Source organism: Streptomyces chrestomyceticus JCM 4735 (assembly GCF_003865135.1).
GTDB classification, from domain to species: domain Bacteria; phylum Actinomycetota; class Actinomycetes; order Streptomycetales; family Streptomycetaceae; genus Streptomyces; species Streptomyces chrestomyceticus.
Genome location: NZ_BHZC01000001.1, coordinates 1295111 through 1307904, shown reverse-complemented (window position 1 = coordinate 1307904; position 12794 = coordinate 1295111). Strand labels below are relative to the sequence as shown.

11 protein-coding genes and 1 pseudogene are annotated in these 12794 nt (G+C 74.5%); 6 read left to right on the top strand and 6 right to left on the bottom strand.

Annotated features, from left to right (window positions below):
- Positions 1-34: 34 nt before the first annotated feature.
- From EJG53_RS05345 to EJG53_RS05335, 3 genes are all read right to left on the bottom strand, one after another.
- Entirely contained in the window at positions 35-886 is an 852-nt protein-coding gene (locus EJG53_RS05345) for a YndJ family protein (protein WP_125043872.1), read from the bottom strand.
- 116 nt (positions 887-1002) lie between these two features.
- On the bottom strand, positions 1003-1647 hold the full coding sequence (locus tag EJG53_RS05340; RefSeq protein WP_125043871.1) for a maleylpyruvate isomerase N-terminal domain-containing protein: 645 nt from the start codon (positions 1645-1647) through the stop codon (positions 1003-1005).
- Positions 1644-2528: an NAD(P)-dependent oxidoreductase gene (locus tag EJG53_RS05335; protein WP_125043870.1), complete on the bottom strand. Its 885-nt coding sequence runs from the start codon at positions 2526-2528 to the stop codon at positions 1644-1646. Before EJG53_RS05335 ends, EJG53_RS05340 begins: the two co-directional genes overlap by 4 nt.
- Before the next feature lie 199 nt (positions 2529-2727).
- Here EJG53_RS05335 and EJG53_RS05330 point away from each other — a divergent pair, with 199 nt between their 5' ends.
- Positions 2728-3717: a GlxA family transcriptional regulator gene (locus tag EJG53_RS05330; protein ID WP_413790172.1), complete on the top strand. Its 990-nt coding sequence runs from the start codon at positions 2728-2730 to the stop codon at positions 3715-3717.
- Positions 3718-3742: 25 nt separating this feature from the next.
- Here EJG53_RS05330 and EJG53_RS05325 read toward each other — a convergent pair whose 3' ends face one another.
- Both EJG53_RS05325 and EJG53_RS05320 read right to left on the bottom strand, forming a co-directional pair.
- Positions 3743-4567 carry a crotonase/enoyl-CoA hydratase family protein gene (locus EJG53_RS05325; protein ID WP_125043868.1) on the bottom strand — a complete coding sequence of 275 codons (825 nt, stop codon included), beginning with the start codon at positions 4565-4567 and terminating at the stop codon, positions 3743-3745.
- The gene (locus tag EJG53_RS05320; RefSeq protein ID WP_125043867.1) at positions 4564-6222 is read right to left on the bottom strand and encodes an acyl-CoA dehydrogenase family protein; all 1659 of its coding nucleotides are present in this window, start codon (positions 6220-6222) and stop codon (positions 4564-4566) included. The genes EJG53_RS05325 and EJG53_RS05320 overlap by 4 nt, the downstream gene beginning before the upstream one ends.
- A gap of 127 nt (positions 6223-6349) precedes the next feature.
- Between EJG53_RS05320 and lspA the strand changes: the two genes are divergently transcribed.
- Both lspA and EJG53_RS05310 read left to right on the top strand, forming a co-directional pair.
- Positions 6350-6940 carry a signal peptidase II gene (lspA, locus tag EJG53_RS05315; protein ID WP_244954991.1) on the top strand — a complete coding sequence of 197 codons (591 nt, stop codon included), beginning with the start codon at positions 6350-6352 and terminating at the stop codon, positions 6938-6940.
- A gap of 11 nt (positions 6941-6951) precedes the next feature.
- On the top strand, positions 6952-7821 hold the full coding sequence (locus EJG53_RS05310) for a PaaX family transcriptional regulator C-terminal domain-containing protein (protein ID WP_125043865.1): 870 nt from the start codon (positions 6952-6954) through the stop codon (positions 7819-7821).
- Positions 7822-7872: 51 nt separating this feature from the next.
- Here the strand turns inward: EJG53_RS05310 and EJG53_RS05305 are convergent, their stop codons facing one another.
- Positions 7873-8742: a triphosphoribosyl-dephospho-CoA synthase gene (locus EJG53_RS05305; RefSeq protein WP_167515056.1), complete on the bottom strand. Its 870-nt coding sequence runs from the start codon at positions 8740-8742 to the stop codon at positions 7873-7875.
- 306 nt (positions 8743-9048) lie between these two features.
- On the opposite strand from EJG53_RS05305, the gene EJG53_RS05300 reads away from it, so the two are divergent.
- The 3 genes and pseudogenes from EJG53_RS05300 to EJG53_RS05290 form a co-directional block, all read left to right on the top strand.
- On the top strand, positions 9049-9444 hold the full coding sequence (locus EJG53_RS05300; RefSeq protein WP_125043863.1) for a TOBE domain-containing protein: 396 nt from the start codon (positions 9049-9051) through the stop codon (positions 9442-9444).
- 40 nt (positions 9445-9484) lie between these two features.
- Positions 9485-10273 carry a molybdate ABC transporter substrate-binding protein gene (gene modA / locus EJG53_RS05295; RefSeq protein WP_125043862.1) on the top strand — a complete coding sequence of 263 codons (789 nt, stop codon included), beginning with the start codon at positions 9485-9487 and terminating at the stop codon, positions 10271-10273.
- A 153-nt stretch (positions 10274-10426) separates the two neighbouring features.
- A pseudogene (locus EJG53_RS05290) lies at positions 10427-12370 on the top strand (ABC transporter permease); the annotation flags it as partial.
- Between the last annotated feature and the right edge of the window lie 424 nt (positions 12371-12794).

Genomic DNA, 12794 nt, shown 5'->3' with positions numbered 1-12794 from the left:
GTGGAGGTGCCGGGCGGAGCGGTCGGTGGAGCAGTCACGCGGGTACGGGGGCGGCCGGAGGCGACGCGACGGGCGCGTTCCTGAGGCGGCGCCAGGCGAGCAGCGCGCACAGGGCGAAGCCGAGCGCGTTGCCCAGGCCGTGAGTGGCCGCCATCCATGCCAGTGTGGGGTGCGGGATGCCGGTTGCCTCGCCGAGCGCCCAGCTCAGGGCGAGCAGCATGGTCGCGACGAGGACGGCGGCCGAGACGCCGAGCAGGGCCCGGGTGGTCCGGTCCGGCGCGGTGGTACGGACGTCCCGCCAGGTGACCAGGGCGACCAGCCACATGCCGGTGGTGAGGATCACCGCGCCGGCCAGTTCGGCCCAGTCGTCGACGAAGTAGCCCGCCAGGACGAACAGCGTCCCCACGGGCACGCTGAGCGCGGCGAGCGGCCCGGCCCGGCCGGGGCGTGCGGCGCGGCAGACGAGCCCGGCCACCAGGGCGGCGGCGAATCCGGCGAAGTGGAAGTGCGGCACGGTCAGCGACAGGATCTCCAGGTCGAAGCCGAACAACCGGTGGCCCGAGCGCTCGGCGACCAGGGCGGTACCGGCGACGGCCGGGGTGACCAGGGCCGTCAGTACGGCGATCTCGCCCGGCGCGAGGCTGCGGGTGCGGGCCAGCCGGCGCGGTGCGTACAGGGCGAGGGCGAGGGTGGCCAGTGCGTAGGCGGCGGCCAGTGCCGTGGCGGCCGGGCCGCGCGGCAGCCACAGGGCCACCGCGCCCGCCGTGGCGGCGAGGGGCCAGCGGCGCCGCAGCCACCGGGTGCCCGGTTCAGCGATCAGGGCGAGGCCGGCCGGCACCACGACGAACATGCCGAGCATGACGATGAGGTCGACCAGTGCGGTCATGAGTCCCCCCAATCCGGCACGAAGCCGGTTTTGAACGCGTTCAACCCGTCACGTAGACAGTACGGGACGGGTTGAACGCGTTCAATTCCGCCCCCCTCGGGGGAGGCGGCGGGATGTCAGTGCACCGAGCCGTCCCACTGCCACTCCGCGCGCCGCGGCAGTCCGGGGAGGGCGGCCCGGCCCGTGCACTGGAGCAGCACGTCGAACGGTCCGAATCCGGGCGGGACGGCGGGGGCTGCCGGGGCGTCGGGGAAGAGGCGGGACAGGACGGCGGTGCACAGGTCGCCGTCCGGAGCCCAGGTCACGCCGAGCGCGCGGGTGATGTCGTACGTGTGGAGGAGCAGCTCCGTCACGCCCATGGCGGCGAAACCGACGGCGTCCGCATGCCCCCAGGGGTGCCAGGCGCGGACGTCGGCCGGGGTGTCGCGAACCGTGGCCCCGAGCAGGCGGGCCGCGATGTGCAACCCCTCCAGACAGGCCGGGACCGGGGCCTCGGGGTCGAGCGAGGCGAAGAGGGTGATGTAGCGGTGGGTGGGGCGGGCGATCAGCAGGCCCGCGTAGCCGGTCAGGCCGAGAGCGAGGTGGTCGAGGGTCTCCCGGCAGGTCCAGGTGAGGCCGTCCGCGGGGCGCGACCAGTCCTGGTCCGCGCCTTCGAGGAGGGCGTCCAGGCAGGTGTCGGTGGCGGCGGCCAGCAGGCCGGGCCACGCGGCGGCGGGCGGTACCGGGGTGCGGGACGGGGCGGTGGTGGCGGTCGTGGTCACCGGGCGTCCGCCGCGCTCTTGAGGACCTCGATGACGCTCGCGTAGCTGCTGGAGCCGTGGCCCGCGGCGCGGGTCCGTTCCATGGTGGTCTTCAGCAGTGCGGGCAGCGCGTTGTCGATGCCGCGGGCCGCCGCGGCGTGCAGGAGGTGGTCGATCGCGGCAATCTGGACGTCCACGGTGGCGTCGTCGCCCGGGTAGTGTCCGGCGTCCACCTGGGGCGCGTACGTGGTCAGGAAGCCGCTCACCGCGCCCAGCCAGCGGACCGCTACCGGAGTGAAGTCGGCGGCCCGGGTGCCCTCCGCGCCGACCAGCGCGGTGCCGTGCAGCCAGCCGGTCAGGGCGGCCCACATCAGCCCGAGCAGCGCGGCGTCGTACAGGGACGCCAGCCCCGGGCCGGTGCCCAGGTGCAGCGGATCGCCCAGGGCTGCGAGGGTGGTGCGGTGGGTGTCGAACACCGTGCGCGGGCCGCTGTAGAGAAACATCATCTCGGGGCTGCCGACGCCCGGGGGCGTTGTCATGATGGCGCCGTCGAGGTAGTCCGCGCCGTGCTCCCGCGCCCACGCGGCGGTCTCGGCAGCCTGCTCCGGCGAGCCGGAGGTGAGGTTGACCAGCGTCTTGCCCGCCAGGGTGTCCGCCACCGGGTCGAGCACGGTGTGCAGCGCCGGATAGTCCAGTACGCAGGCGATGACGAGCGGGCTCGCCGTGACGGCCTCGGCGGACGTCGCCGCCGCCACGGCCCCGTGCTCCGTCAGCGCCTCGGCCTTGTGCGGCGAACGGTTCCACACCGTCGTGGCATGGCCCTTCGCCAACAGCGCGGTCGCCAGCGCCGATCCCATCGATCCCAGCCCGAGCACCGTCACGGCCGCGCCTTCGGTCTGCATGTGCGTCTCCTCGTAGAGCCGCCGGCGGGACGTGTGGGCCGGCGGCGGTCGATCACGTACGGGCCACGCTCGCAGCGCCCGGCGGCCGGAACCAGTGGCAGGACTGACGGCCGTCACCAAATTCCTGCCACGCCCGGGCCGCGTCCTGGACGCCTCGTGCGGCCCCTATCCTTCGGACATGAGCGCAGGAACCGTCGCGGTGGTCGTGACCGAGGAGATCGGCGTCCCGTCCTGGGACCTGTACGAACTGAGCATCCCCTGCACGGTCTTCGGCAAGCCGCAGCCCGACCTCGCCGACCCCTGGTACGACCTGCGGCTGTGCGGCACGGGCGAACGGGACGGCGGCTCCGAAGGTGGGGCCGGGCTGGCGCTGCGTACCCCGTACGGCCTGGAGGACCTCGTCGGCGCGGACACGGTCGTCGTCCCCTCCGTACCCGACCCCTGCGTGGAGGAGGGCAGGCCACTGCCGCCGGCCCTGATCGACGCGCTGCGCCGCGCCTACGACGCTGGTGCTCGCATGGTGTCCCTGTGTACCGGCGCCTTCGCGCTCGCCGAGGCCGGACTGCTCGACGGCCGCCGCGCCACCGCCCACTGGATGCACACCGCCCAGCTCGCCGCGCGCTACCCGAAGGTACGGGTCGACGACTCGGTGCTGTACGTGGACGACGGCGACGTGCTCACCAGCGCCGGACTGACGGCGGGCCTGGACCTCTGCCTGCACCTGGTACGGCGTGACCTGGGCGCGCACGTCGCCAACCAACTGGCCCGCCGGATGGTCGTGCCTGCCCACCGGCCCGGCGGCCAGGCGCAGTTCGTCGACCTGTCCGTGCCCGCCACCGACGACGAGGGACTGGCCCCCGTCCTGGCCTGGGCGCGCGCCCGCCTCGACCAGCCGCTGACGGTGGAAGACCTCGCGGAGCGCGCCGCCCTGAGTCCACGGACGTTCTACCGGCGCCTCCAGGCGGCCACCGGCACGACCCCGCTGCAATGGCTCCTCGACCAGCGTCTGGCGCGCGCCCAGAGCCTGCTGGAGTCGACGGACCTGCCGGTCGAGAAGATCGGCGAACTGAGCGGCCTGGGCACGGCCAACAACCTGCGCCACCACTTCCTCAAGCGCGTCGGGGTGTCACCGTCCGACTACCGCCGCGCGTTCCCCCGGACAGCGCCGGAGGCAACGCTCGCCGGGTGAGGCGCCACCGGCCCGCTGCACGTACCTACCCGTCCATCGCCCCATGCCTCCCCGCCCCCGAAGCGAAGCGCTCCGCGCCCTTCAGCGCGTCCGCCAGGACACTTCCCCCGTACCGGAGTTCCGCGGCCATGGCGGCCTGCTCCGGCAGGCCCTCCTGGGCCAGGAGGGAGGCGCGGTCGCTGCGCAGGCACGCCTGGGGGAAGCGGGAGACGGCGGCGGCCAGTTCCTCGGCCGCCGCGCGCGCCTGTCCGGGCGGCACCACGCGGTTGGCCAGGCCCATCCCCAGCGCCTCGGCCGCGCCGACCGGCCGCCCGGTCAGCACCATGTCCAGGGCCCGGCCGGTGCCGACGATCCGGGGCAGCCGTACCGTACCGCCGTCGATCAGCGGCACGCCCCAGCGGCGGCAGAACACCCCGAAGACCGCGTCCTCCTCGGCGACCCGCAGGTCGCACCAGAGGGCCAGCTCCAGGCCGCCCGCCACCGCGTGCCCGGCCACCGCCGCGATCACCGGCTTGTCCAGCCGCATCCGGGTCGGGCCCATCGGCCCGTCGCCGTCCGCCGCGACCCGGTTGCCGCGCCCGGTGCCGATCGCCTTGAGGTCGGCACCCGCACAGAACGTGCCGCCCTCGCCCCACAGGACCGCGACATGCGCGCCGTCGTCCGCCGCGAAGGCGCGGAACGCCTCGGCCAGTTGGCGTGCCGTGGGGCCGTCCACGGCGTTGCGTGCTTCCGGCCGGGAGAGGACGACCGTCGTCACCGGGCCGGAACGTTCGATCCGTACGGTGCGGGCCGGTTCGTCGTCCGGTGTGCTGCCTGGGCCCTCAGCCGGTACCGGACCCCCGCCGGTCATCCGGCGGCCTCCGTCAACGACACGGGCCGCGCCCGCTCCAGAATCCCCGCCAGGTCGGCCGAGGTGGGCAGCGTCCCGAAGGCGTTCCCCCACTCCCCGTCGAGCCGTGAGGCGCAGAACGCGTCGGCCACCGCCGGGTGGCTGTACCGGACCAGCAGCGCGCCCTGGAAGGCGAGTGCCATCCGCTCCGCCAGCGTCCGGGCGGCGCGCTGCGCCCGCTCCGGATCGTCGAGTGTGCCGAGCATCTTGCGGATGCCCGCGACAGCGGCGTCCAGCCGACGGTCGGCGCCCGCGGCCGCGTCCACCTCCGCGAAGTACGCGTCCAGCGCGGCCGGTTCCTTGCCGAGGGCGCGCAGCACGTCCAGCGCGGCGACGTTGCCCGAACCCTCCCAGATCGACAGCAGCGGGGCCTCCCGGTAGAGCCGCGGCATGCCCGACTCCTCCACGTACCCGTTGCCGCCCAGGCACTCCAGGGCCTCCGCCGCGTGCGCGCTGCCCCGCTTGCACACCCAGTACTTGCCGACGGCCAGCCCCAGGCGGCGCAGCGCGGCCTCGTCCGCGTCCCCTGCCTGGGCCCGGTCGACGGCGGTCGCCAGCCGCATCGCCAGCGTCGTCGCCGCCTCCGACTCGATCGCCAGATCGGCCAGGACCGCCCGCATGAGCGGCTGCTCGGACAGTGCGCGGCCGAACGCGTGGCGGTACGTGGTGTGGTGCAGGGCCTGCCGCAGCCCGGCGCGCATCCCGGCGGCCGTGCCGATCACGCAGTCCAGCCGCGTCATGTTCACCATCTCGACGATGGTCCGCACGCCGCGCCCCGGCTCGCCCACCGGCCAGGCCACCGCCTCGTCGTACTCGATCTCGGAGGACGCGTTGGAGCGGTTGCCCAGCTTGTCCTTCAGGCGCATCAGCCGCAGCCCGTTGCGCGTGCCGTCCGGCAGGACGCGCGGCAGCAGGAAGCAGCTCACCCCCTCGGCGGTCTGCGCCAGCGTCAGGAACACATCGCTCATCGGCGCCGAGGTGAACCACTTGTGCCCGGTGATCCGGTACGTGCCGTCGCCGGCCGGCACCGCCCGGGTGGTGTTGGCCCGGACGTCCGAGCCGCCCTGCTTCTCTGTCATCGACATGCCCGCGATCAGGCCCGCCTTGGACAGCGGGGGCCGCAGTCCGTAGTCGTACGTACGGGCCGCCAGCAGCGGTTCGTACCGCTCCGCCAGTTCCGGCGCGGAGCGCAGGGCGGGGACGGCGGCGTACGTCATGGAGACCGGGCAGCCGTGCCCCGGCTCGGCCTGCGACCAGACGTAGAACTTGGCCGCGCGCACGAGGTGGGCGCCGGGCCGGGCCTCGGCCCACGGCGCGGCGTGCAGCCCGTGCCCCACCGCCACGGTCATCAACTGGTGCCACGCGGGGTGGAACTCCACCTCGTCGATCCGGTGGCCGAAGCGGTCGTGGGTGCGCAGCCGGGGCGGCTGCTCCTCGGCGGCCCGGGACTGCTCCTGCACCGCCTCCGTCCCGGCGAGCGCGCCCAGCTCCCGCACCTCCGGCTCGCCCCACCCGGCGTCCGCCCGGCGCAGCGCCTCCAGCAGGGCCGGGTCGTCCGCCGTGCTGAACCCGGTGAGCGGCGGCGCCTGATTCACGACTTCATGGGTGACGGTCATACCGTGGACGTTACAGATTTCCGACAGGCGTGGGAAGTGTGTAATGGGGGTGGGGGTCGGTGATCACAGGGCCGGCCGCGGCCCGCTTAAGGTGGAGGCCGACCGACGGACTGCGAGGGGACTGAACGTGACGACACCGGGCCGGACCACCGGGGAGAGCGGTGCGGACCGTACGGAACGGGCGGGCGGCAGGCGGCGGGTGCCGCTGCTCCTCGCGGTGGCGGGCGCCGCCTACCTGCTCGACCTGGGCAGCAAGGTGGCCGTGGTCGCCGAGCTGGAGCACCGCGCCCCCGTCAAGGTGTTCGGCGACTGGCTGGAGCTGCGGGTGCTGCGCAACTCCGGCGCGGCGTTCGGCATCGGCGAGGCGGCCACCGTCCTGTTCACGCTGATCGCCGTGGCCGTCACCGTGGTGATCTTCCGTCTGGCGCGCAAGCTCTACAGCGCCCCCTGGGCGGTCGCGCTGGGCCTGCTGCTGGGCGGCGGGCTCGGCAACCTGACCGACCGCCTCTTCCGTACCCCCGGCGACTTCCAGGGCGCGGTGGTCGACTTCCTCCACATACGCGGCTTCAGCGTCATGAACTTCGCCGACTGCGCGATCGTCTGCGGCGGCGTGCTGATCGTGCTGTTCTCCTTCCTCGGATGGGAGCTGGACAACAGGGGCAAGCCGGAGGAGACGGCGGGGGAGACGGCCGTCGCCGCTCCGCCGGGGGCCTCCTAGGATTCCGCGCGATGGACGACGACACTTCCGTACGCGACTCCGTACGTGATCCCAGGCGCGACTCCGCACGCGGCCCGGCACCCGACTCCGGGCGCGACTCCGCACGCGGCCCCGCACCCGACTCCGTACGTGACGACGCGCGGCACCTCGGCCTGCGGCCGCTCACCGCCCGCTCCATCGTGCTCAGTACCCTCCTCGGCCACCACCCGCCCCGCCTCCCGGCGCGCGCCCTGGTACGCGTCGGCGAGCTCTTCGGCATCGCCGAAGGCACCGTGCGCGTCGCGCTGTCCCGGATGGTCGCCGCCGGAGACCTCCGGCAGGACGACGGCACCTACGGGCTCACCGCGCGGCTGCTGGAGCGTCAGGCGCGGCAGGACGAGAGCCGTACGCCCCGCACCCGGCACTGGGCCGGAGCGTGGGAGATCGCGGTGGTCACCGCCGAAGCCCGCCCGGCCGCCGAACGCACCGCGCTGCGCCAGGCCATGGCGGAACTGCGCCTCGCCGAACTGCGCGAAGGCACCTGGCTGCGCCCCGGCAACCTGGAACGCGCCCTCCCGCCCGTGATCACCCGGCAGTGCACCCTGCTCACCGGAGTCCCGGACGGCGACCCGGCGGAACTGGCGCGCGGGCTGTGGGACCTGGACGGCTGGGCGGCGCGGGCCCGCGCGCTGCTGGCCGCGCTGTCCGGCGCCACGTCACCGGCCGTGCGCTTCACGGTCTCGGCCGCCGTACTGCGGCACCTCCTCGCGGACCCGCTGCTGCCGGACGTCCTGCTCCCGGCCGACTGGCCGGGCACCGAACTGCGCCGCCGCTACGGCTCCTTCGAGGCCGAGCTGCGCGATCTGCTGCGGCAGTACGTGACGCCGGGCAGCGCGGCCTGAGGGCAGGCGGCCACTGAGGAGCGCGCCCCGAAGGGTTCTTCCCTTAAAGCCTCAGCGTCCCTCGAAGAGGAAGTCCAGGAAGAGCGCCGCCGACAGCAGCGCCGCACTCCCGCCCGCCGTGAGGCCGTTACGGGTCATCCGCGCGTCCAGCCGGGCGAACGCCTTGCGGCCGCGCGCGGTGCCGAAACCGCCCGACGACAGCACGTCACGCGCGTCCATCTGCACCGACAGCAGCCCCTGCGAACCGCCGCGCTGGAGCAGCGTCGTGTCGTCGAGCGTGGACAGCAGCGCGAGCAGCGCGTCCATCCGGGCCGTCACCTCGGAGGCGCCGGCCGCACGGGACTGGCGCAGCGCGGGCAGGGCCACGCCCAGCACGTTCGGGAAGCCGGAACGGGCCTGGCCGACGGCGCCGGGCACGCCGTAGTACTGCCGGGCCCGGCCGCCGGGCGACCGGCTGGCCGCCGGGGCGCCGCCGTCCGGCAGGCGGGCCAGGGTGGCGGCCGCCTCGCAGGTCTCCACGTCCGAGCGGCAGTTCGTGGCGGCGGCGCCGGCCACCAGCAGGCCCACGGACCACAGGGCGCCCCGCTTGCCGGGTGCGCCCGTACCCGCCTCCAGGGCCCGCTGTTCGCCCGCCCGGCCCAGGCGCCCGAGCTGTTCGCGCAGCCGCCGGTCCAGCGGCCGGCCCATGGCGGCCTCGGCCATGGAGGCGAAGGGGGCGTGCAGCAGCTCGGCGGCGTGCAGCGCGAGCGGGTCCGGCCTCGGGGCCAGCACCGTCTGCGCCGTACAGGCGGCGACGGCGAGGTCGGCGAGCCGCAGGGGGAGGGGGCGGTCGGGGGAGGAGTGCGGAACGGTGTGCAGGACGGGGCGTTCGTGCGAGGTCGGCACGGTGCCGCGAGCGGCGTCCGGCCGCAGCCTCTTCATGATCGACCGGCCGCGGACCGCGGAACGGGCTGAAGAAGTAGGAGTACCCATCGGTTCGCGCTCCCTCCGTGTTACGCCACGCCCACCGAATCCCTCCCGAAAGAGTACGGCTTCGCTCACCCGGCCGATGCTCCGCCCCCTGGTATGTCCGGTCTGCGCCCCCGCCCCGCCCGTCCGGAGCGCCGCGCCGCCGGTCACCCGCGCCCCGGGTGATCTTGTCGTTTCCTCCAACGAGGCTCGCACCTGCCAGGTGCTTTCCCACGGAGTAATTGCAGATGAGAGACCATTTGCCATACGGTGCCGCACATGCAGTCCTACACGATCGGCCAGGCCGCCCGCCTGCTCGGCGTCAGCCCCGACACGGCCCGCCGCTGGGCCGACGCCGGCAAGGTCCCCACCCACCGGGACGCGTCCGGCCGCCGGCTGATCGACGGCCGCGACCTGGCCGCGTTCTCCACCGAACTCGCCAAGAACGGCAGCACGGAGGACGACACCTCCCTCACCTCGGTCCGCAACGCCTTCCCCGGCATCGTCACGGCGATCAAGCTGGGCGATGTCGCGGCACAGGTGGAGATCCAGGCCGGTCCGCACCGGCTGGTCTCCCTCCTCACACGGGAAGCGGTGGAGGAACTCGGACTGGAGGTCGGCATGCGGGCCACCGCCCGCGTGAAGTCGACCAACGTCCATGTCGACCGCGCCTGACGCGCGCCCGCCCCGCCCCGTCCCCAAGGAGCCGATCCGGATGTCCCGCACCTTTGGCATCACCCGTCGCCGCGCCGCCGCCGCGGCACTGGCCGTCGCCGTCCTCGCCCCGCTCACCGCCGCCTGCGGCAACAGTGACGACGCGTCCGGGGGCGAAGGCAAGACCACGCTCAAGGTCCTCGCCGCCGCGTCCCTGACCGACGTCTTCGCCAAGGCCGCCGACGCGTACCACAAGGAACACCCCGACGTCACGGTCAAGTTCTCCTTCGCCGGCTCCCAGCAGCTCGCGGCCCAGGTCAACCAGGACTTCCCGGCCGACGCCCTGGTCACCGCGGACACCCGCACCATGGACGGGCTGCACGGCAAGACCGGCACGCCGCAGATCATCGCCAAGAACCGCCTGGTCATCGCCACGGCCGAGGGAAACCCCCAGCACATCACCGGCCTGAAGGACCTGGCCTCCACCAACAAGCTCAAGGTCGTGCTCGCCGCGCCCGCCGTACCCGTCGGCCGCTACAGCAAGAAGGTCCTGGACCGGCAGGACATCACGGTGCAGCCGGTCTCCCAGGAGCAGGACGTACGCGGCGTGCTGAGCAAGGTCGAGCTGGGCGAGGCGGACGCGGGCATCGTCTACGCCACCGACGCGATGACCGCGCCCGACAAGGTGGACGCCGTCCAGGTGCCGGACGAGCAGAACGCGATCGCTGAGTACCCGGCGGCCACGCTCAAGGTCTCGCAGCACCAGAAGGAGGCCGACGCGTTCGTGAAGTGGCTCGGGGGCGCACCGGCGCAGAAGCTCCTGCGCGACGCCGGATTCCAGAAGCCGTGACCCGGGCCGCCGCCGTCTCATGAAGCGCCACCACCGCGACCGGGGGCGGACCGCCGCCCCCGGCCTGCGCGCCCCCGTCGCCCTCGCGCTGCCCGCCGTCCTGGCGGTGGCGTTCCTGCTGGTGCCCATGGCGGGCATCCTCGCCCGGACGTCCTGGGGCGACCTCGGCACCCATCTGACCTCCCCCGAGGTCACCGAGGCCCTGCGGATCTCCCTGGTGGTGTCCTTCTGGTCGCTGGGCCTGTCCCTGCTGCTCGGCGTGCCGCTGGCCTGGCTGCTGGCGCGCGTCGACTTCCCCGGCAAGGCCGTGGTGCGCTCCCTGGTGCTGCTGCCCATGGTGCTGCCGCCGACCGTCGGCGGTGTGGCGCTGCTGCTCGGCTTCGGGCGGCGGGGCCTGCTCGGGGGCCGGCTGGAGAGCTGGTTCGGTGTGCAACTGCCGTTCCACACCGCGGGCGCGGTGGTCGCCGCGACCTTCGTGTCGATGCCGTTCCTGGTCATCAGCCTGGAAGGCGCACTGGCCGGGCTGCATGTGCGCTACGAGGAGACGGCGGCCTCGCTCGGCGCCGGACCGCTGCGCGTCTTCCGTACGGTCACCCTCCCCATGATCGCTCCCGGGCTCGCCGCCGGAGCGGCCCTGACCTGGGCACGGGCGCTCGGCGAGTTCGGCGCCACCATCACCTTCGCGGGCAACCTGCCGGGCGTCACCCAGACCCTGCCCCTCCAGGTCTATCTGCTCCTCCAGGACAGCACCGAGGCCGCCACCTCCGTCTCCCTCCTGCTCCTCGTCATCGCGACGGCCGTCCTGGTCGCACTGCGCGGCAGATGGGCGGGCGGGGGCGGCACGGTCCGGGGGCGCACGAGCGGCGCGGTGACGCGTACGGACGCGGACGGCGACGGGGCACCGGATGCCGGCGGCACGTGGCCGGACCACATGACCGGCGCATCCGCCGCCCCCGGCACGCCCGCCACCCCGGGCCCGCCCACCGCCACCACCGCGCACGCCGAGGGTGCCGCCGCGGCCCCCACCGCCCCGACGGCCCCGGCGACGGCTCCGGCACCGGGCGGTGGCCGCTGCACGCGGACGTCACCGGCTTCAACCGGCTCACCCTCGACGCCGCCCCGGGCACCACCATCGCCGTCGTGGGCCCCAACGGCGCGGGCAAGACCACGCTGTTGCGCGCCCTGCTCGGCCTCACGCCGCGGGCGCACGCCGTACTGACGCTCGGCGCGCGGGACGTCACCACCCTGCCGCCGCATCGCCGCGGTGTCGCCTGGGTACCGCAGGACGGCGCGCTCTTCCCCCATCTGACGGCCCTCGGCAACACGGCGTACGGGCTGCGCGCACACGGCACCCGCCGCGCCGAGGCCCGCCGCGAGGCCCAGCTCTGGCTGGACCGGCTCGGCGTCGGCCACCTCGCGCACCGCAAGCCCGCCCAGCTCTCCGGCGGCCAGGCCGGACGCGTCGCGCTGGCCCGCGCGCTGGCCGCCCGCCCCCGCCTGCTGCTGCTCGACGAGCCGCTGGCCGCCCTCGACCAGAGCACCCGCGCGCACGTCCGGCACACCCTGCGCCGGCACCTGGCCGGCTTCGGCGGAGTCTGCCTGATGGTCACCCACGACCCCGTCGAAGCGGTCTCGCTCGCCGACCGGGTCCTGGTCCTGGAGGACGGACGGACGATCCAGGACGCCGTCCCCGCCGAGGTCACCCGGCATCCGCGCTCGCCGTGGGTGGCGCGGATGCTCGGCCGCAACGCGTGGCCGGGCACCGCCACCGGCGACGGACTGCGGATGACGGGCGCCGGACGGCTGGTCGCCGCCGACCCGCTGCCCGAGGGCACCGGCGCGCTGGCGGTCATCGGCCCCGAAGCGGTCTCCGTGCACCGGTCGCGCCCGTCCGGCAGCCCGCGCAACGTCTGGCCGGGCCGGGTACGGGAGATCACCGCGCTCGGCAGCCGGCTGCGGGTCCTCGTCGGGTCGCCGGAGGTGCCCGACCTGGTCGGCGAGATCACCCCGCAGGCCGCGGCGGAACTCGGGCTGGCCGAGGACACCGAGGTCTGGGTGAGCGTGAAGGCGACCGAGGTGACGCTCGTACCGGTGTGAGCGGCCGTCGCCCGTACCGGCCCCAAACCCTCCGTCGGGACGGTTGCGTCGCGTCGTCCCGGGGGCCCGTGCGCGGCGCGTGCGGACGCCCGCCGCGCGTGCCCCGAGCCCCCGAACGCGCTCCTGCGGCACCCCCGGCTCGGACAAGCGCTCGATACGCCCGTGCAGACCATGCGCTCCGTCTCCGGGGGTGCGCCCCTACCCGGCAGAAGGGGGTGCCATGCGGAGCCGTCGGCCCCCACTCCGGCGGTGCGGAGGCAGGACGTACCGCCGAGGCGCTACCGCGCGCTCTGCCGGTGCCGTCCGTGACCGTGGTTGTGTCGTACTCGTCGAATTCATGACGGCTCGGGAAACACACCGCGAGAACTCGGTGACACCACGGGGAAAGCCCGCGGAAAAGCCGGGAGAGCGCGGGAATTCACGG